The sequence below is a fragment of the Streptomyces sp. NPDC058000 genome (assembly GCF_042886435.1).
Taxonomy (GTDB): Bacteria; Actinomycetota; Actinomycetes; order Streptomycetales; family Streptomycetaceae; genus Streptomyces.
Genome location: NZ_JBHVQS010000040.1, coordinates 29,462 through 48,172 on the forward strand (window position 1 = coordinate 29,462; position 18,711 = coordinate 48,172).

Annotated in this window: 14 protein-coding genes and 2 pseudogenes; 7 read left to right on the forward strand and 9 right to left on the reverse strand. The window is 73.8% G+C overall.

What is annotated here, in order from left to right; genetic code table 11:
- Positions 1-115 precede the first annotated feature (115 nt).
- Positions 116-982, forward strand: coding sequence for a hypothetical protein (locus ACFVT2_RS29835; protein ID WP_390022861.1), 867 nt, complete (start codon positions 116-118; stop codon positions 980-982).
- Positions 983-1,042: 60 nt separating this feature from the next.
- Here ACFVT2_RS29835 and ACFVT2_RS29840 read toward each other — a convergent pair whose 3' ends face one another.
- Entirely contained in the window at positions 1,043-1,813 is a 771-nt protein-coding gene (locus ACFVT2_RS29840) for a GntR family transcriptional regulator (protein ID WP_390022806.1), read from the reverse strand.
- Between the two features lie 134 nt (positions 1,814-1,947).
- On the opposite strand from ACFVT2_RS29840, the gene ACFVT2_RS29845 reads away from it, so the two are divergent.
- Positions 1,948-2,799, forward strand: coding sequence for a (2Fe-2S)-binding protein (locus ACFVT2_RS29845; RefSeq protein WP_390022808.1), 852 nt, complete (start codon positions 1,948-1,950; stop codon positions 2,797-2,799).
- A 211-nt stretch (positions 2,800-3,010) separates the two neighbouring features.
- On the forward strand, positions 3,011-4,114 hold the full coding sequence (locus tag ACFVT2_RS29850) for a DUF2637 domain-containing protein (protein WP_390022810.1): 1,104 nt from the start codon (positions 3,011-3,013) through the stop codon (positions 4,112-4,114).
- A 40-nt stretch (positions 4,115-4,154) separates the two neighbouring features.
- Here the strand turns inward: ACFVT2_RS29850 and ACFVT2_RS29855 are convergent, their stop codons facing one another.
- On the reverse strand, positions 4,155-4,538 hold the full coding sequence (locus ACFVT2_RS29855; RefSeq protein ID WP_390022863.1) for an ATP-binding protein: 384 nt from the start codon (positions 4,536-4,538) through the stop codon (positions 4,155-4,157).
- A gap of 358 nt (positions 4,539-4,896) precedes the next feature.
- Here ACFVT2_RS29855 and ACFVT2_RS29860 point away from each other — a divergent pair.
- Positions 4,897-6,333: pseudogene (locus ACFVT2_RS29860) on the forward strand (alpha-mannosidase); the annotation flags it as partial.
- A 23-nt stretch (positions 6,334-6,356) separates the two neighbouring features.
- Here ACFVT2_RS29860 and ACFVT2_RS29865 read toward each other — a convergent pair.
- Positions 6,357-8,099, reverse strand: a complete 1,743-nt coding sequence (locus ACFVT2_RS29865; RefSeq protein ID WP_390022812.1) for a pyruvate dehydrogenase — start codon at positions 8,097-8,099, stop codon at positions 6,357-6,359.
- A gap of 249 nt (positions 8,100-8,348) precedes the next feature.
- Positions 8,349-9,422, reverse strand: a complete 1,074-nt coding sequence (locus ACFVT2_RS29870; protein WP_390022814.1) for a protein phosphatase 2C domain-containing protein — start codon at positions 9,420-9,422, stop codon at positions 8,349-8,351.
- Between the two features lie 870 nt (positions 9,423-10,292).
- Between ACFVT2_RS29870 and ACFVT2_RS29875 the strand changes: the two genes are divergently transcribed.
- Positions 10,293-10,775 carry a DUF456 domain-containing protein gene (locus ACFVT2_RS29875; protein WP_390022815.1) on the forward strand — a complete coding sequence of 161 codons (483 nt, stop codon included), beginning with the start codon at positions 10,293-10,295 and terminating at the stop codon, positions 10,773-10,775.
- Between the two features lie 240 nt (positions 10,776-11,015).
- Here the strand turns inward: ACFVT2_RS29875 and rsgA are convergent, their stop codons facing one another.
- Positions 11,016-12,173 carry a ribosome small subunit-dependent GTPase A gene (rsgA, locus tag ACFVT2_RS29880; protein WP_390022817.1) on the reverse strand — a complete coding sequence of 386 codons (1,158 nt, stop codon included), beginning with the start codon at positions 12,171-12,173 and terminating at the stop codon, positions 11,016-11,018.
- Positions 12,174-12,513: 340 nt separating this feature from the next.
- Positions 12,514-15,489 (reverse strand): BTAD domain-containing putative transcriptional regulator, encoded by a 2,976-nt coding sequence (locus ACFVT2_RS29885; RefSeq protein ID WP_390022819.1) that lies wholly within the window; start codon positions 15,487-15,489, stop codon positions 12,514-12,516.
- A gap of 37 nt (positions 15,490-15,526) precedes the next feature.
- Between ACFVT2_RS29885 and ACFVT2_RS29890 the strand changes: the two genes are divergently transcribed.
- Positions 15,527-16,180, forward strand: a complete 654-nt coding sequence (locus ACFVT2_RS29890) for an alpha/beta hydrolase (RefSeq protein ID WP_390022821.1) — start codon at positions 15,527-15,529, stop codon at positions 16,178-16,180.
- Between the two features lie 42 nt (positions 16,181-16,222).
- Complete coding sequence (locus ACFVT2_RS29895; RefSeq protein WP_390022822.1) at positions 16,223-17,071, forward strand: MerR family transcriptional regulator; 849 nt, start codon at positions 16,223-16,225, stop codon at positions 17,069-17,071.
- Positions 17,072-17,147: 76 nt separating this feature from the next.
- Here ACFVT2_RS29895 and ACFVT2_RS29900 read toward each other — a convergent pair.
- From ACFVT2_RS29900 to ACFVT2_RS29910, 3 genes and pseudogenes are all read right to left on the reverse strand, one after another.
- Positions 17,148-17,348, reverse strand: a pseudogene (locus tag ACFVT2_RS29900) (MerR family transcriptional regulator); the annotation flags it as partial.
- Between the two features lie 26 nt (positions 17,349-17,374).
- A complete protein-coding gene (locus ACFVT2_RS29905; RefSeq protein WP_390022824.1) occupies positions 17,375-17,803 on the reverse strand; it encodes a hypothetical protein in 429 nt (142 codons plus the stop codon).
- 217 nt (positions 17,804-18,020) lie between these two features.
- Positions 18,021-18,710, reverse strand: a complete 690-nt coding sequence (locus ACFVT2_RS29910; protein ID WP_390022826.1) for a response regulator transcription factor — start codon at positions 18,708-18,710, stop codon at positions 18,021-18,023.
- Position 18,711: the final 1 nt, after the last annotated feature.

An 18,711-nucleotide genomic window follows, 5' to 3' on the forward strand; every position in this document is an offset into this window, starting at 1 on the left:
CCCACCTGCCCCGAGAATGGCCACAAGTCGCACTGCGGCCCGGCGGCGCGGCCTGGATGCTGGTCCGCGACCAGCTCCCAATGGCAGAGCCTTCAGGAGGCCCACCGTGGCAGGAGTGACCCACACCAGCACCGGAACCGACTGGGGCAAGGCGCATTTCGAGGCGATCTACAACTGCCCTGATCCGCGCCGGTACTTCAGCACGCTGCAACCCCTGGAGTACCAGATCCCGCACCACGGCCAGGCGGTGTTCCGCGCGCTGGCCGACACCCTCCAGCGCCACCGCGGCGACCGCCCACCGCTCCGCGTCGTCGACCTCTGCTGCTCGTACGGGGTCAATGCGGCGCTGCTCAACCACGACGTGACCCTCGACGACCTCTACCGCCGCTACACCGGAAGCGGGCCGGACGCCCCCGAGGGCGACCGCCTGGCCCACGCGGACCGGGCCTTCTACGCGGCCCGCCGCCGGCCCGGAGCGGCCCGGGTGACCGGTATCGACGCGGCGGAGCACGCGGTCGGCTACGCGGTGGCGGCCGAACTCCTCGACCAGGGCTTCGCGGAGAACCTGGAGGCCGACGCCGCCAGCCCGGAGCTGTGCCGGGCACTGGCGGGCACCGACCTGATCACCGTCACCGGCGGCGTCGGCTACATCACCGCACGCACCTTCGCCCGGCTCTTCGACTGCGTCACCGCGCCGCCCTGGGTCGCCGCGTTCGTGCTGCGCACCGTGTCGTACCGGCCGGTCTCCGCGCTGCTGGCCCGGGCCGGGCTGGTGACCGAGCGGCTCACCACGCGGTCGTTCCGGCAGCGGCGGTTCGCCGACGACGCCGAGCGGCGGGCGGCCTTCGAGGCACTGGCGGCCCGCGGACTGACCGTCGGCGGCAAAGAGGCCGACGGCTTCTACCACGCCGAGCTGTACGTCTCCCGGCCCGCCGCCGACGTCGCGGCGCTGCCGCTGGCGGAGCTGCTGCCCGTCTTCTGACCCCGCCCGGCCGCTCCCCCGACGGCCGCCGCACCGCCTCAGTGCCGGTGCCGCGCCGTCTCAGTGCCGGTGCCGGGCCGCCGACAGGTGCGTGCGGGCGATCCGTTCGACGACCGCGTACTCCTGGGCGATCAGCGCGTCGAGCAGGGCGGTGTGCTCGGAGGCGTCGGCCAGCAGATCGGCCGTGCGGGGCCGTCCGCCGCCGCCCGCCGACCACTGTGCGCGGCGCAGCAGATCACCGGTGACCTGGGTGAGCCGTCGGTTCCCGGTGAGCGCGATCAGCGCCTGGTGGAAGGCGTGGTCGGCCTCGGCGTAGCCGGCCCGGTCGCCCCGGGCGGCGGCCGCCACGCCGTCCTCGGCCAGCGGGCGCAGTTCCTCCCAGCGCTCCGCGGGCACCGCCCGGGCGAGCCGGAGGAGCGCGGGCAGCTCCAGCATGGTGCGGACCTCGGAGAGCTCGGCGAGGTCGCGGGAGCTGCGCTCGCAGACCCGGAAGCCGCGGTTGGGCGCGACCTCGACGGCGCCCTCCCCCGCGAGCTGCTGCATGGCCTCACGGACCGGGGTCGCGGAGACGCCGTACCGCTCGGCGAGGACCGGTGCGGAGTAGACCTCGCCGGGGAGCAGTTCCCCGGCGGTCAGCGCCCGGCGCAGGGCGTCCAGGACCTGGCCGCGCACCGAGTGCCGGCGCGGCCGTGGTCGGGGCGGCCGGGCGCAGGGCGCGGCCGCCGCCGGGACGCCGTCGTGGTCCCGGGCGCCGTACGGCTCGGCGGAGGCGGCCTGCGCGGGCAGCCACATCCGGGTCTCCGGCTGCGGCTCCGCTGTGCCCTGCTCCATGACGCTTCCTCCTGCTGACGGCTGCCAGCACCATAAGCGTCCGCAGCGTCGGTTCACACCTCCGCCGGCACGGGTAGGGATGTCGGATAAGGTAAGGCTTACCTGCTAACGATCGCGATTCGGTGGTCTCCCGCATGCCCCCTGCCGTTGCTGCCGCGCCCGCCGCCCCCGCCGCCCCCCACCCCGCCGGGGACGCCTACGCCCGGCTCGCCGAGGTGTTCCCGGACCTGCGGGTGACGCTCTGGGACCCCACACCGCCCGACGGCGACGGCTGGTTGGACGCGGCCGCGCTGGCCGCCGCCGGGCCGGCACTGGACGCCTTCCTCGCCGACGAGGCGGCCCGGATCGCCCGGGACTACGGGCAGACCGCCCGCCCCGACGTGGTCGCGAGCTTCGCGCTGCACCGCTACGCCTGGCCGGCCTGCCTGCTGATCACCGTCCCGTGGTTCCTGCACCGCCGGGTGCCGCACCTGTCCGCGGGGGACGTCCGCTTCCACCGCGAGCTGGGCCGGATGGCGGTACGCGCGAACTCTTTCGGATGCCTCCCGGACGATCCGGCAGCCGCCCTGCCCGGCGCCCGGGTGGTGCCGGACGAAGAGGCCCTGCGCGCCGAGGTCCGCACCGCGGTCGCCGACCACCTGCGGCCCGTCCTGGACGGCTTCCGCACCCGTATGCGGCGCGGTCCGCGGGCGCTGTGGGGCATGGCGTCCGACGAGATCGTCGAGGGGCTCTGGTACATCGGGCACCTGCTCGGCGAGGAGCGGCGGGCGGTGACCGAGCTGACGCGACTGCTGCCGGGCGCCACCGCGCCGTACGCGGCCGGCGCCGGGTTCCGCGAGCTGACCGGGCCGGACGGCGCCGCCCTGCCCACCCGGGACCGGGCCAGCTGCTGCATGTACTACACCCTGCGCCCCGAGGACACCTGCGTCACCTGCCCGCGCACCTGCGATACGGAGCGCATCAGCCGCCTCACCGCAACCTCCTGACCCGTCCGCCACCCACACGGGCGACCGCGCCTCGTACACAACCACCCCGCACAGCAAGGCAGTTCGAACCCCGGGTCATGCAACTGCCCACCCCGGTACCCCTTGGCGTTCTCTTGCTCCGAAACCCCCTGCGGCCAGGGCCGGTTCCGCCAGGATGGCGCGCGCACTCGCGAATCCGCGAAAGTGCCGCAACTGAGCAAGGGATCCCGGAATGAGAATGACCGACATATCGCTGAACTGGCTGATTCCGGCGTTTCTGCTGCTCGCCGGGGCCATGACCACCGCCGCCCTCGTGCGGCGCGGCCGCCGCACGGACCGGCGGGCCGGCGCCGACGACTCCTGGGAACGCACCGAGGAGCGCCGCCGCCGCAAGGAGACCGTCTTCGCCTCGGCCTCCTACGTGCTGCTGTTCTGCTGTGCCGCGGTCGCCGCGGCGCTCTCCTTCCACGGCCTGGTCGGCTTCGGCGTGCAGAACCTCGGCCTCACCGGGGGCTGGGAGTACCTGGTGCCGTTCGGGCTCGACGGCGCGGCGATGTTCTGCTCCGTCCTGGCGGTGCGCGAGGCCAGTCACGGCGACGCGGCGCTCGGCTCCCGGATGCTGGTGTGGACGTTCGCCGGCGCCGCCGCGTGGTTCAACTGGGTGCACGCCCCGCGCGGCCTGGACCACGCCGGCGCGCCCCAGTTCTTCGCCGGGATGTCGCTGTCGGCGGCGGTCCTCTTCGACCGGGCGCTGAAGCAGACCCGCCGGGCGGCGCTGCGCGAACAGGGCCTGGTACCCCGCCCGCTGCCGCAGATCCGGATCGTTCGGTGGCTGCGGGCGCCCCGCGAGACCTTCGCGGCCTGGTCGCTGATGCTGCTGGAAGGCGTCCGCACGTTGGACGAGGCGGTCGAGGAGGTCCGCGAGGACAAGCGGGAGAAGGCCCAGAGCCGGCTCCGCAGGCGGGAGCAGGGCAAGCTCGACCGGGCCCGCATCAAGGCCCTCAACCGGCAGCACCGCTCCTGGGGCAAGAGCCGCGGACATCAGATCGCCGTCACGATGGGCACACCGGCGGTACCCGCGGCACCCGCCGCGGAGGCGGCCCCGCCCGCCGGTCCGGACGCCCCCGGACCGGCCGACCCGGCGCCCCGGCACCACGGCGACCCGACCAAGCGGCCCCGGCCGGCCCTCAAGGCCGTGACCGGCGCCGAGCCCGAAGGGGCCGCGCCCGGCCGTCAGGGCTCCGTCGACCTCGCCGCCGAGGACGACACCCAGACGACCCCCCGGCTGGACTCCCTGGAGGAGAAACTCGCCGAGATCGAACGGCAATTCGGCTGACCGGTGGCGGACCGCGCCGACCCACACCCCCGGCTTCGCGTCAGGCCGGTCCGCCGCCCAACTCGAACCACACGCACTTGCCGACCCCCTCGGACCGGATGCCCCACGCGTCCGCCAGGGCCCGGACCAGCGTCAACCCCCGCCCCGACGTCCCGTCGACCGACGGCGCACGCGGCTCGGGACATCGTGCGGCGAAGTCCCGCACCTCCACCCGCAACCGGTCGGTGACCCGCGCCGTCACCACCGCCCCGCCCTCGGTGTGCAGCAGGGCATTGGTCACCAACTCGCTGGTCAGCAGCGCCGCCACCTCCGGATCCGCCGGTGCCCCGCCGTCCGGCGGCGCCCAGCGGCCGAGTAACTCCCGCAGCTCCCTGCGGAGCTCGCCGACGGCCTGGAGATCGGCCTGTCGCACCTTCCGTTCCAGCACGCCGGGTGCCCGCACCGCGACCGCCCCGCGCTCGTTCCCCCCGTCCGCTCGCTGCCGTCTGTTCCGGTCCTCGCGTCGCACAGGCTGACGCATGCTCTCCCCCGCCCCCAACGAACCACCGGCGCCCTGCCTCGAACAGCCTCACGGTCAGCATTCCCATCGGGCCCGCCGCCATGCTTCCGCTTGCCGTCCACGGCCGGGCGGCCGGCACCGCGGGCCGGGCGGGGCGGTCTGCGACACCCCCGCGGAACGGGCCCCGACGGGCCGGGGCGGGTACACGTTCCGCGACCGCCCGGAGCGGACCGGTCCGCGGGCCGGCGCCGGTCCGCGGGCCGTACGAGCGTGAGGAGCCGCCGTGCACGACGACCGACTGCTGGTGGAGGGGCGCCTCACGCGGGCGCTCGGGCAGCGCATCCGGCCCGCGCAGTACGCGGCGCGGCGGCCGCTGCGGCTGGAGGTGTGGCACGTACCGGGCGAACCGCGGCCGGCGGCCGAGGCGCCGGCGGCCGCGTACGAGCCGTTCGCGGTCGGGGACGTCTGGGGGCCGCCGTGGTCGACCAGTTGGTTCCGGCTCGCCGGTGAGGTGCCCGCGGAGTGGGCCGGGCGCCGGGTGGAGGCCGTCATCGACCCGGGCTTCACCGGCGACGGGCCGGGCTTCCAGGCGGAGGGGCTGGTCCACGACGCCGCCGGCGTGCCCCTCAAGGGCATCCACCCGCGCAACCGGCACGTTCCCGTCGCCGCCCCGGCGCGCGGCGGCGAGGAGGTCCGGCTGCTGCTGGAGGCCGCCGCCAACCCCGCCGTGCTGCGGGACTCCCGCCCCACCGACCTCGGGGACGTCCGTACCGCCCCGCGCCGGCCGCTCCACCGCTTCGCGGCGGCCGACCTCGCGGTGCTCGACGAGACCGTCTGGCAGTTGGTCCTCGACATCGAGGTGCTGTCGGAGCTGATGCACGAGCTGCCCACCCACCGCCCCCGCCGGCACGGCATCCTGCGGGCGCTGGAGGACCTGGTGGACGCGCTCGACCTGCACGACGTCGCCGGTACGGCGGCCGCGGCCCGGGCCGCCCTGGTGGACGTCCTCAGCCACCCGGCCGCGGCCAGCGCACACCGCGGCTCGGCCACCGGGCACGCGCACATCGACTCCGCCTGGCTCTGGCCGCTGCGCGAGACCGTCCGCAAGGCGGTCCGCACCTTCGCCAACGTCACCCAACTCGCCACGGAATACCCGGAGTTGGTGTTCTCCTGCTCGCAGGTGCAGCAGTACGCCTGGGTGCGGGACCACCAGCCGCACCTCCGGACCCGCGTCAAGGAGGCGGTGCGGAACGGGAACTGGGCGCCGGTGGGCTCGATGTGGGTGGAGTCCGACGCCAACCTGCCCGGCGGTGAGGCGCTGGCCCGGCAGCTGGTGCACGGCAAGCGGTTCTTCCTGGAGGAACTGGGCGTCGAGACCGAGGAGATCTGGCTGCCCGACTCCTTCGGGTACACCGCCGCCTTCCCACAGCTGGCTCGGTTGGCCGGCGCGAAGTGGTTCCTCACCCAGAAGCTCTCCTGGAACCAGACCGACCGGATGCCGCACCACACCTTCTGGTGGGAGGGCATCGACGGGACCCGGATCTTCACCCACTTCCCACCCGTCGACACCTACAACTCCCAGCTCCACGGTCACGAACTCGCCCATGCGGAACGGAACTTCGCCGAGCAGGGCCGGGCCACCCGCTCCCTGGTGCCGTTCGGCTGGGGCGACGGCGGCGGACCCACCCGCGAGATGCTGGAGCGGGCCCGACGGCATGCCCCACAGGGCTCCTCACATCCGGGTCACACCCGGGGGATGTTCCGGAGGTTGGACCGGGCCATCTGCACCATCCGGCCCACCCCGCCGTCCAGCACGATCTTCCCGGCGGAGAGCGCGAAGCCCGACACCATCTCCGCGCTGATCTTCGGCGGGATGGACAGCGCGTTGGGGTCGGTGACGACGTCGACCAGCGCCGGCCCCTTGTGCCGAAATGCCTCGCGCAGCGCCCCGCGCAGCTGCTTGGGCTTCTCCACCCGCACGCCGTACGCCCCGGCCGCCCGGGCGATCGCCGAGAAGTCGGGGTTCCGGTTGGTGGTGCCGTACGCCGGCAGGCCCGAGACCATCATCTCCAACTCCACCATTCCCAAGGAGGAGTTGTTGAAGAGCACCACCTTCACCGGCAGGTCGTACTGGACCAGGGTCAGGAAGTCGCCCATCAGCATCGAGAAGCCGCCGTCCCCCGACATCGAAACGATCTGCCGGCCGCGGTCCGTGAACTGGGCGCCGATCGCCTGCGGCAGCGCGTTGGCCATCGAGCCGTGGCTGAACGAACCGATCACCCGTCGGCGGCCGTTGGGCGTGAGGTAGCGGGCCGCCCAGACGTTGCACATCCCGGTGTCGACGGTGAAGACCGCGTCGTCGGCGGCCTCCTCGTCGAGTACCGAGGCCACGTACTCCGGGTGGATCGGGACGTGCTTCTCCACCTTGCGGGTGTACGCCTTGACCACCCCCTCCAGCGCCTCCGCGTGCTTCTTCAGCATCCGGTCCAGGAACCTGCGGTTGTTCTTCTCCCGCACCTTGGGGAGGAGGCACCGCAGCGTCTCCCGGACGTCGCCCCAGACGGCGAGGTCCAGTTTGGTGCGGCGGCCGAGGTGCTCGGGCCGGACGTCCACCTGGACGATCCGCACGTCGTCGGGGAGGAACGCGCTGTACGGGAAGTCCGTGCCGAGCAGGATCAGCAGATCGCATTCGTGGGTGGCCTCGTAGGCCGCGCCGTAGCCCAGCAGCCCGCTCATCCCGACGTCGTACGGGTTGTCGTACTGGATCCACTCCTTGCCGCGCAGGGCGTGGCCCACCGGCGACTTCACCCGCTCCGCGAACTCCATCACCTCGGCGTGCGCGCCCGCCGTGCCGCTGCCGCAGAACAGCGTGACCTTGCCGGCCTCGTCGACCATCCGGGCCAGCGCGTCGATCTCGTCGTCCCCGGGGCGGACCGAGGGCCGGCTGGTGACCAGGGCGTGCTCGATGGCGCGTTCGGGCGCCGGTTCGGCGGCGAGGTCCCCGGGCAGGGAGACGACCGCGACTCCGCTCTGCCCCACGGCGTGCTGGATCGCGGTCTGCACCACCCGCGGCATCTGCTTGGTGCTGGAGATCAGCTCGCTGTAGTGGCTGCACTCGGAGAACAGCCGGTCCGGGTGGGTCTCCTGGAAGTAGTTGGTGCCGATCTCGCTGGACGGGATGTGCGAGGCCAGCGCGAGCACCGGGGCCATGGAGCGGTGCGCGTCGTACAGCCCGTTGATCAGGTGGAGGTTCCCGGGCCCGCAGGACCCCGCGCAGGCCGCCAGCTTCGCGGTGAGCTGCGCCTCCGCGCCGGCGGCGAACGCGGCGGTCTCCTCGTGCCGGACCTGGATCCAGTCGAGGGCGGAAGTGCGGCGGATGGCGTCCACCACCGGGTTCAGGCTGTCTCCGACGACCCCGTAGAGCCGCCGGACGCCGGCCCGCACCAGGATGTCGATGAACTGCTCGGCTACGGTCTGCTTGGCCACGGGAAGAGCCTCCTCGAAACGACGACGAACGGCCGCGTGGACGGTGGCTGACGGCTGGCTCTTTCCCATCAGCCCATGGCCCATGGCCCATCAACCCATGGGGGGACGTGTGCCGCCTCCGGGGGGCAGGTTTTTCCCCGCCGCCCACCCCCCTTCGGGGGGTGGGCGGGTAAGGACAGGTGACGGGTAAGGGGCGGGTGAGGGATAAGGGGCAGGTGACGCGGATAAGGCGCGGGTGAGGATCGGCCGCTACGACTCCCACACCGCTACCGCCGTGCGGTCCTCGGCGTCTCCCGTGCCGCGGGGCTGGACGGCCGTGAGGAAGTCGGCCAGGTCGGGCGGCCCGGGGACGGACCACGCGGCGGCGAGCCGGGCGGCGAAGTCCGGGTCACCGCTCAGCGGCGCCGCCAGACCGGTGCCGCACAACAGCAGCACGTCCCCCGGGCGCCCCGACAAGGTGCGGAAGCGGAACGCCGCCGGGCGGAACGACACCGAGCGGAACGCCTCGCCATCGGGCCCGTGCGGCACGGCCGGGGTCGGCACAGCCGGGGCGGGGACAGCCGGGGCGGTGGCGGCCGGGGCGGTGGCGGAAAGGCCGTCAGAACGGCCGTCAGCGGCGTCCTGGGCGGCGTACGCGGCCGGGGCGGGGTACGCCTCCGCCGGCGCGACGGTGGGCTCCAGGTCCTCCCAGCCGCCGTCGCGCAGCCGGAAGAGCCCGCCCCCGCTGACGCCGAAGAACACCCGCGTCCGGCAGTCCGGGTCGGCGGGCAGCAACAGGCAGCGCAGCGCGGCCGGGTGGGCGTACGGCGCCGCCCCCGGTTCCGCGGTCCGGCCGCGCAGCTTGCCGTAACCGCGGTCGGTGAGACGCCGCAGCCCCGCCTTGAGCGCGTCGTGCCGGCCGGTGCGGAGGTCCTGCGCCAGTTGGGTGGAGTTGCGGCCAACGGTGTCGCCTGCCCAGGCGCAGGCGTGGCGGGCCGCACGGTGGGCGGCCTCCCCCGTGCCGCACAGTCCGACGACGACGGCCACCAGGAGCAGCGCGTCCCGGCCCGCCCCGAACCGGGCAGTGAAAAACGCCTCGCCCCGCACGTCACCCCGTTGGCGGGCGTCGTCGCCGCGCTGCGAGACCGCCCGGACGGCAACGGAGCCGAACCGGGCGCCGTCCAGGACGGTGTCGGGCACCAGGTCGTCGAGGGCGCCCGGACCCGCCACCGGGAACGCGGAGGCGACGGGGCGTGAGGAGGGTGAGGGGACGACGGGGAGTGCAGGTGCGGCGGCGGGCGGTGGAGCGACGGGGTCGGCGCCCGTCCCGTCGTCCCGCGGCACGGCGGCCTCCGTGGTTTCCCACGGGGCGGGGGACGACGGCGGGGGAAGGGGCGGGGCAGAGGGCGGAGACGGAGGTACGGCGGGGGCGGGGCGCGGCGCCGGAGCCGTGGCCGGGCCCGTGGCGCGGAGGGGGAGCGGTTCCGCAGGGCCGGGCGGGGTCGGCACCGGCCGGCCGGGCAGCTCCCAGGGCCGCGGCTCCCACGCACTCGGCTCCCACGGCCGGGGCTCGAACACCCGCGGGACGAAATCCCCGACCGCCGGGGTTCCGACCGCCTCGGGCGCGACATCTCGCCGGGCGGTCGGATCACCGGTAGTCGGACCCCCAGTGGTCGGCCCCCCGGCGGTCGGACCCCCGTCGGTCGGTACGACACGTGAGTCCGGCACCGCCCGTTCGACGGGCGGATCTGTCACCCCCGGTACGACGCGCGGATCCGGCGCCCCCGGTGCGACGGGCGGCTGTCGCTGGTCCGGGCCGGGTGGCGGTGTGCCGTTGGGGCCCGGCGGGTCCGTGGCCGGGCGCCTCCCCACCGTCCGCAACGCGGACTCGATCCGGTCGTCGAGGGTGTCGGAGGCGGCGGGCGGCGGGCCCGCTCCGTCCTCACCGCCCGCGTCGGGACCGTCGCCGTACAGCTCTCGCCACCACCAGTCGTCCTCCCTGCCGCGGCCCGCCCCCTGCTGTTTCATGGGCCGTATTGTCCCGTGGCGTACGCCACCGAAACAGGGCGCGAAAAGGGCATTCCAGGAAGCGCGTCCCGGCCGTGTCCGGCAGGCTTGGGCCATGCGGGCCGTGAGAGAGCGCAGCGTGCGAGCCGTCGTCGGGCGCGCGCCGCTCCGGGCGCGGCCGTGCGCCGGCGCCTCCGGGGCCGGCGCATGAATGCCTGGCAGTTGATCGCCGTCGGCCTCGTCCTGCTGCTCGGAGTGTTCGGGGTGTTGGTCCCCGGCCTCCCGGGGCCGCTGGTGGTCTGGGCGGGGCTGCTGTGGTGGGCGACGGCGGAGCGGTCCGCCCTCGCCTGGACGGTGTTGATGGCCGGCACCGCCGTCCTGCTCCTCAACCAGGTGCTCAAATGGCTGCTCCCGGCCCGCAATCTGCGCGACGCGGGCGCGCCCTACCGCACGCTGGTCCTCGCCGGCGTGGCCGGTGTCGCGGGGTTCTTCCTGGTCCCCGTCATCGGGTGCCCGTTGGGCGCGCTCGGCGGCCTCTACGCCCTCGAACGCGTCCGCCTCGGCAGCCACGGCGACGCCTTGGCCTCCACGCGTACGGCCTTGCGCGCCATCGGACTGAGCGTGCTGGTGGAACTGTTCGCCTGCTTGTTGGTGGTGGGCGCCTGGGTGGGGGCGGTGATCGCGAGCTGACGCTCGGAGTCACCGCCCCGATGCCCTGGTGCCCCGATGCCCCGACGGGGTCGGGTCCGTGACGGCGTTACACAACGGCGTCCTGTAACGGCGTTACACGTGGCGAGCGGGCCTTACCGGGGCCGGGACCGGGACCGGGGTCAGGACCGGGGTCAGGACCGGGGTCAGGACCGGGGTCAGGACCGGGGTCAGGACCGGGGTCAGGAACCGGCGCCCGGCATCCAGGATCCCGGATCCGGGCTAGCGCCCCGACCTCCGCTCGACGCCCTGTCCCCGCTTCCGTTCCATCATGTGCCGCCCCAGGGCCTGCTTCTGCTTCCAGTCGCGCCGGATCTCCGCGCGCAACCGGGCGTCGGTCTTGGCCACGATCCGCTGGTTCTCGCGCCGCAGCTTGCGGTAGCTCTCCAACCGGCGAGGCGCCAACTCGCCGTGTTCCACGGCATCTTGGACCGCACAGCCCGGTTCGGCATCATGTGCGCAGTCCTGGAACCGGCACTGCCGGGCCAGTTCGTCGACGTCGGAGAACGTCCGGGCCAGCCCGCCCTCCGCGTCCCACATGCCGACGCCGCGCAGCCCCGGCGTGTCGATCAGCACGCCGCCCCCGGGCAGCACCAGCAGATCGCGGGTCGTGGTGGTGTGCCGCCCCTTGCCGTCCTGGTCGCGGACCGCCCGCACGTCCTGCACGTCCGCCCCGACGAGTGCGTTGGCCAGGGTGGACTTCCCGGCACCGGACCGCCCCAGGAGGACGGAGGTGGCACCGGCCGATACGGCGGTCAGGGTGTCGATGCCGTCCCCGGTTGCCGCACTGACCGCCAGCACCTGCACGCCGGGGGCGGCGGCCGAGACGTCGTCGACGAGGTGGCCGAGCGCGACCGGGTCCGCCACCAGGTCCGCCTTGGTGAGCACCACCAGCGGCTGTGCCCCGCTCCCCCGGGAGGGTGCGGACGGGTGCACCGGTACCGCACCCGACGAGCTGGACAGTGCGAGCGCGAGGAACCGCTCGATCCGCCCGAGGTCCAACTGCTCCGCGAGCGACACACAGATGACGATGGTGTCGACGTTGGAGGCCAGCACCTGGCCCTCTGAACGCTTCGACGAAGCGGACCGCACCAAGGCCGTACGCCGTGGCAGCAACGCCCGCACCACGCCGTCGACATGGTCGCCCACCCGACCGTTCGCGAGGTCGATGACGGCCCAGTCACCGGTGCACGGCACCCGCATCGGGTCGCTCGTCGCCACCAACCCGGTGCCTGCCAGAACAGTCCGGATGCCCGCGCCGTCCGGCACGACCACGTCCACGCGTCCGCGATCCACGCGGACGATGCGGCCGGGCACGAACCCCTGCCCGGCAAAGGGGGTGAAACTCTCCGCGAACCCGGTGTCCCAGCCATAGGACATCAGCGGATGCGCAGCAGAAAAATCGAGGTCGAACAACGGGATGACCCTTCGGAAAGGAGCGGTCCCGGCCACGTGCGCACCGCACGAGAAAAGGTGGAAAGTCGATTCAGCCGGAGACCACGGAGGTGGAAGTGATGAACTTCTGGATGCGGGCAGCGCCCCTCGCCATGACAGTCATTCAGCGCTCACCTCCCGGATTCCTCAACAGCCGACGACAGCAGCCCCGGGCCGCTGTCAGAACGTCGCCGAGCCTAGGACAGCCCCGGGCAACAGTGCCAACCATTTTCCAGCGCCGTTCCTGCGCCGAGATGACGGCCTTTCCCCACACCCGTCAGCGCGTTCAGCGGTCGGCGCACGCATCGAGTCCCGCGAGCGCCTGCGCACGCTCCTCGGGGTGTGCGTCGGCTCCGGGCAGGGCGAGCGCGGTCCGGAACTGTTCCCGTGCCTCGGCGACGCGGCCGGCCGCGGAGTAGGCGCGGCCCAGCCGGGCCCGGATGTCCATCTCCAGCCGGTCGCGGTGGGGTTCCGTACGGGGGCACAGCGTCCGGTGCTGGGAGAGGGCCTGGTGGTGGAGGTCCGCGGCGGCGTTCAGGTTTCCCTCGCCGTGCTCCGCCGTGCCGTGTCGGGTCAGGATGATCGCGTGCAGGAGGACGTCCCCGACCTGCTGGGCCAGGTCGGCCGCGTGGCGGTAGAGGGCCTTGGACCGGCCGTGCGCGCCGAGGGCGAGATGGACGTCGGCGGTGCAGGTCAGCACCTTGCTGATCATCCGGGGCCGGCCGTTGGTCTCGGCGTGGGCGAGGGCTGCGGCGTAGCAGGTCAGCGCCTGGTCGTACCGCCCTTGGACGTGGTGGGCGGTGCCGAGGAGGACGAGCCCCTGTGCGGCGAGCCAGTGGGCATCGAGCCGTCGAGCCGCCTCGACCGCCGCGGTGACCGCGGGAATCACCTGTTCCGGCCGGCCCAGGTTCAGTTCGACGGCGCCCAGCCCGCACCGGGCCCCGGCCTCTTCGTACCGGTCCGCGTGGTGGCGGCTGAGGTGCAGCGCCTCGGTGAACCAGGCGCGCGCCTCGGCGTAGCGGCCCAGGTAGAGGTCGGTGAGGCCCATGCGGTTCCGCAGTGCGGGGGCCATCCGTCGGTCGGTGGCCCGGTCCGCGTGCGCGAGCGCGGTCTCCAGGGCCGTTCGGCACTCGTGGTAGCGGCCCTGCCGGGCGAAGTAGTCGCTCAGTGCCTCGGCGATCCAGCACGCGTGGTCGACCTCGCCGAGCGCCACCGCGTGCCCGACGACGTCGACGAGCTCGCCGCCGGCCGCCTCCAACCAGCCGGCCGCCTCCTGCCAGTCGGCGAACGGCGCCGCACCGGGCCGCGGCCCGGTGGGGAAGCCGTCGGGGCCCCAGTCACTGGTGACCCGGCCCGCGTCCAGGTAGAGGCGCAGTGCGGCGGTGCGGCCCTCGTCGCCTTCGGTGGGTGCGGCTTCCGCGAGCCGCCGCGCATGCACCCGCACCAGGTCGTGCAGGCGGTAGCGGCCCGGTCGCGGTTGCTGCAACAGACTCGCGTCGACCAGGCTCTCCAGGATCTCCTCCGCCTCGCGGTACGCGCACCCCAGCGCGGCCGCCGGTGTCAGCGGGTCGAATTCGACCGTCGGCGACCGGCCCAGGGTGCGGAAGCCGCGTTGCTGCTCCGGGGCCAGCTGGTCGTACGACAGGCGGAAGGCCGCCTCCACGCTGCGGTCCCCGGCGCTCAGTTCGCCGAGGCGGTGCTCGTCGCCCGCCATCCGGTCCACCAAGTACGCGAGCGTCCAGGCAGGTCGGGTCTGGAGCCGCGCCCCGGCGATGCGCAGGGCCAGCGGCAGCCCGTCGCAGAGGTGGACCAGCTCGCGCGTCGCGTCCGGTTCCCGGTCCGCGCGCTCGCTGCCCACGATGTGCCGGAGCAGGGACAGTCCGTCGCCGGTCTCCAGCGGCTCCAGGGTGACCCGTCGGTCGGTGTCCAGTCCGGCCAGCCGCCGCCGACCGGCCACCAGCACCGTGCTGCCGGGCCCGGCGGGCAGCAGCGGCCGGATCTGTTGCGCGCTCAGGACGTCGTCGAGCACGAGGAGCAGTCGCAGCGAGCTGGTCGCGGCCCGCCATGCCGCGGTCAGTTCGTCGAGGTCGTCGGGCGCCTCGCCGTCGGCCGCGCCGAGCGAACGCAGCAACCGCCGCAGGACCCGTTGCGGCGGGAGCGCCCGCTGTTCCGTGCTGTGGGCGCGCAGGTCCGTGAACAGGCAGCCGTCCGGATGGTGGGCGCGCAGCGCCCTGGCCGCGTGGACGACGAGCGCGGTCTTGCCGACTCCGGCCGTGCCGTCCACCGCCACGACCGCCACCGACCCGGGCGGCGGGGGCGCGGTCAGCAGGGCCAGTTCGTGCTCCCGCCCGATGAGGCGACCGGTGTCGCCCGGCAGTTCGTTGACCGTGCGGCGGGGCGGGCGCGACGGAGCGGGCGAGCGGGCCGGCGCCGGGCCGAGCAGCAGTTCGTCGTCGCGGCGCAGCACCGCCTGGTGTGTCCGGCGGAGTTCCTCGCCGGGATCGACCCCGAGCTCGTCGCGCAGCCGCGCCCGCACGTCCTGATAGGCGCCGAGCGCCGCCGCCTGGCGACCGCTGCCGTACAGCGCACGGATCCGCAGCGCCGCCAGCGGCTCGTCGTACGGGTCCGTGGCGGCGAGCGCGGCGAGGTCGTCCAGGGCGTCGGCGGACCGGCCGAGGCGGACCAGGCACTCCAGCCGCTCCTGTTGGAGGGTGCGCCGGAGCCGCGTCAGCCGCCGCCGCTCGCCCTGTGCGAACGGCCCCGGCAGCCCGGCCAGGGGCTCACCGCGGAACAGGGCCAGCGCGTCGGCCAGCCGGTCCATGGCGGTGGCGGGGTCATCGGATGCCTTCGCGTGCTGCGCCGCCCCGACCCGCTCGGCCAACTCCGCGGTGTCGAGCCGCACTCCGTCGCCGACGAAGCGGTACCCGCCGCGGACGCTACGGATCACCGACCCCGCCGGTCCGGCGCCCGCCGTGTCGAGCGCCTTCCGCAGCGGGTAGACGTAGCTCGGCAGTACCCGGCGACCGGAGCCCGGCGGCTGTGCGCCCCATACGTCGTCGAGGAGCTGTTCATGGCTGACCAGCGTGCCCGGACGCAGCGCCAGCGCGGCCAGCACCGCCTGCCGCCGCACCGGCCCCACGTCCAGCGGCGGCCCGTCGTACCAGGCCCGCACCGGCCCCAGCACGGCGATCCGCAGCCGTTGCGCGCCTGCCCCGTCCACCCCGAAGCCCCCGCTCCCGCACCGCACCGCTGTCCGCCTCATCGAGAATTCACCGGCATTTCAGCGCCTCCCGCAACCGTTGGCAAATCCGCCGAGAGCTGCGCCGCCGACCCACCCGCGCGTTCCTCAGCACGCGGACCGTTCGTGCCACGTCCCGACCAGGAACACCGGCCCCCGGAACTGGGAGACGTTCCACATGGCCCAACTGCTCCCGTGGGTCGAGGCGAACTTCCGGACCTACGCCGAGTACGACGGCCGGGCCGTTGCCGGGTTCTCGATGGGTGGCTTCGGCGCGCTGAAGTACGCGGCCAGGTATCCCGACCGCTTCGCGTCGGTCAGTGCCCACTCCGGCCCGCCCAGCCTGCGCCGCGACCTCGGCGCGGTCGCCCACTGGGCCAACGTGTCCGCCGCGGCCCTGGACCTCGCCGGCGGCACGATCTACGGCGAGCCGTGGGACGAGGCCAAGGTCAGCGCCGACAACCCGATCGAGCATGTCGAGACCTTCCGCACCAAGCGGGTCTTCCTGGTCGCCGGCACCAGTCCCAGCCCGGTCGACGCGTTCGACCTGCTCAACGAGACCGAGGTGCTCGCCGGCCAACGGGAGTTCCGGGCCCGCCTCGGCGAGGCCGGCATCCCGCACGAGTGGCACGAGGAGCCCGGGGGCCACTTCGTCCGCCCCGAGATGGCCCTCCGTGACCTGGACGGCATCGTCGCCCGGCTCCGGCAGGCGTAGCGGCAGCCGCGTTCCCGGCGCGGGGTGCGCGACACTGGGCGGATGACGAGTGATTCCCCGGAGCAGGAACCGACCATCATCTGGGAGGGCGCCGGACCGTCCGGTCCCGATGGCCTCACCGTCGGCCGGACGGCCGCGCTCGTCGGGGTCAGTGTGAAGACGCTGCACCACTGGGACGCGATCGGTCTGGTGCGCCCGAGCGGCCGCACCTGGGCCGGGTACCGGGTGTACTCCGCTGACGACGTGGCCCGGATCCATCGGGTCCTGGTCTACAAGGAGCTCGGGTTCCCGCTCGCCCAGATCGGCCGGCTCCTCGACGATCCGGACGCCGATGCGCGCGACCACCTGCGCCGGCAGCGGTCGCAGCTCGTGGAGCGCATCTCCCGCCTGGAGAAGATGGTCGGCGCGGTCGACCGCATGCTGGAGGCGTCGCGGACCGGTATGCGGCTGACGCCGGAGCAGCAGGTCGAGATCTTCGGCGACGACTGGCGGCCGGCCTGGGTGGACGAGGCCGAGGACCGCTGGGGCGACACCGCGCAGTGGAGCCAGTACGCCGAGCGGGCGGCCAGGATGACACCGGAGGACTGGAAGGAGGTCGCGGCCGCGACCGACGCGCTGAACGTCGACCTCGGTGCCGCGCTGCGCGCCGGCGTCGCCGCCGGCTCCGACGAGGCGAACGCGCTCGCCGAGCGGCACCGCGCCCTGCTCTCGCGGTATTTCGACTGCACCCACTCGATGCACGCGTGCATCGGGCGGATGTTCGTCGACGATCCCCGCTACGCGGAGTACTTCGACACCGTCGCGCCGGACCTCACCCGCTGGCTGCACGATGTGATCTTCGCGAATGCCCGGACCCACGGTGTCGATCCGGAGTCGGCGACCTGGGAGTGACCGGCGCCGTCCGGCACGTACGGCGCGGACGGCCCGTACAGCACCGCCACGCACGGCCGCGGCGACACGGCACGGCTCACCGCCCGGCCGGCTCACCGTCGTAGGCGAGGACCGCGTCGAGGTATTCGCCGATGGCGTCCCGGTTGCGGACCAGGCAGGAGATGCGGTCGGTCATCCGGTCGCGTTCGCCGACCAGCGTGGCGATCATCTCCGGGGTCGCGTCCGGGAAGTGGATGGCCCGGGGCTGGTCCAGGCAGGGCAGGATCTGCTTGATGATGACGCGGCGTCAGTGGCGTCGTGGCGTCAGTGCACAGTCACGGCGACGGTGGACGAGTGCGTCTTGCCGTGGGCCACCCGGAGCTTCTCCTTGCCCTTCTTGCTGAGCTTGACCTTGACGCTGTAGTTGCCGCCGTGCTTCGTCTTGGTGTTGGCGTGCAGCGTGGTCCACTTGCCCTTGTTCAGGTGCTGCACGGTGAGCTTGCTGCCCATCGCGATGTTCTTGGTCCGGCCGCTGAGCGTGACCGCCTGGCCGGCCTTGACGGACTTCGCACTCGCCTTGACGCTGATCCCCTCGTGCGTCTTGGCCACGGCCGTGGCGACGGTGGCGGAGTGCAGGTCCGGTACCGCGTTCGGCACGGCGACCGCGGTACCCGCCCCGCCGGCGAGCAGGGCGGCGCACGCGGCGCCGATGGTCGCGATCCGCCAGCGGTAGGACTTCTTGGTGGTCGCCATGGAAATCACCTCACCTGGATTCGCCCGTGTTCCCGGTCGTGTTCCGGTTTTGCGTTCCGGTTCGTGTCCCGGGTCCGGTCCGGCTCCCTGCCGGTTCCCGGCCAGTATGCGGAGCGGTTCGTGAGGCCACCGTGTGGGGCGGATGTGAGTCCTCACATCCGCTCGGCGCGCAGTCCCGGAGGTGCCCCCTCGCCTCCACCCCTCCCTCGTGCGGCCCTCAACCGCTGGTCACGGGGGTCGGGTTGAGCAGCCGGTAGCCGGCGCCGCGGACGGTCTCCAGGTGGGACGCCTGGCCGCCGCGGTCGATCTTGCGGCGCAGGTAGGCCACGTACTGGTCGACGACGTTGGACACCCCGTCGCAGGGGAAGTCCCAGACGTGTTCCAGGATCAGGGTCCGGGTCAGTACCTCGCCGGGGTGCCGCAGGAACAGCTCCAGCAGCGCGAACTCCTTCGGCGACAGGCGGAGTTCGGTCCCGCCGCGCCAGGCGCGGCGGCTGGCCGGGTCCAGCCGCAGATCGCCGACCGCCATCAGGGACGGGCGGGCGTGTGCACCGCGGCGGGACAGCGCCCGCAGCCGGGCGTACAGCTCGGCGAAGCTGAAGGGCTTGGCCAGGTAGTCGTCGGCGCCGGCGTCCAGTCCCCGTACCCGGTCGCTGATCTCGTGGCGGGCGCTCAGCACCAGGACCGGTGGCCAGCAGCCCGCGGCCCGCAGCCGCCGACAGACCTCGAAGCCGTCGTAGCCCCGCAGCAGCACGTCGAGGACGATCAGGTCGTACGGCACCTCGCGGGCCCGCCAGACCGCCTCCGGGCCGGTCACCGCCAGGTCCACGACGTAGCCCTCCTCGGTGAGGCCGCGCCGCAGCAGGACCGCCGTGCGGGGCTCGCCGTCGACCACCAGGACGCGCATG

Excerpts from the sequence above, each read along its gene's own strand:
- ACFVT2_RS29905 (WP_390022824.1), bottom strand. The coding sequence starts at position 17,803 with ATGGCGACCACCAAGAAGTCCTACCGCTGGCGGATCGCGACCATCGGC.
- ACFVT2_RS29910 (WP_390022826.1), bottom strand. The coding sequence starts at position 18,710 with ATGCGCGTCCTGGTGGTCGACGGCGAGCCCCGCACGGCGGTCCTGCTG.
- ACFVT2_RS29850 (WP_390022810.1), top strand. The coding sequence starts at position 3,011 with ATGAGAATGACCGACATATCGCTGAACTGGCTGATTCCGGCGTTTCTG.
- ACFVT2_RS29845 (WP_390022808.1), top strand. The coding sequence starts at position 1,948 with ATGCCCCCTGCCGTTGCTGCCGCGCCCGCCGCCCCCGCCGCCCCCCAC.
- rsgA (WP_390022817.1), bottom strand. The coding sequence starts at position 12,173 with ATGTCCTATGGCTGGGACACCGGGTTCGCGGAGAGTTTCACCCCCTTT.
- ACFVT2_RS29840 (WP_390022806.1), bottom strand. The coding sequence starts at position 1,813 with ATGGAGCAGGGCACAGCGGAGCCGCAGCCGGAGACCCGGATGTGGCTG.
- ACFVT2_RS29885 (WP_390022819.1), bottom strand. The coding sequence starts at position 15,489 with ATGAGGCGGACAGCGGTGCGGTGCGGGAGCGGGGGCTTCGGGGTGGAC.
- ACFVT2_RS29875 (WP_390022815.1), top strand. The coding sequence starts at position 10,293 with ATGAATGCCTGGCAGTTGATCGCCGTCGGCCTCGTCCTGCTGCTCGGA.
- ACFVT2_RS29895 (WP_390022822.1), top strand. The coding sequence starts at position 16,223 with ATGACGAGTGATTCCCCGGAGCAGGAACCGACCATCATCTGGGAGGGC.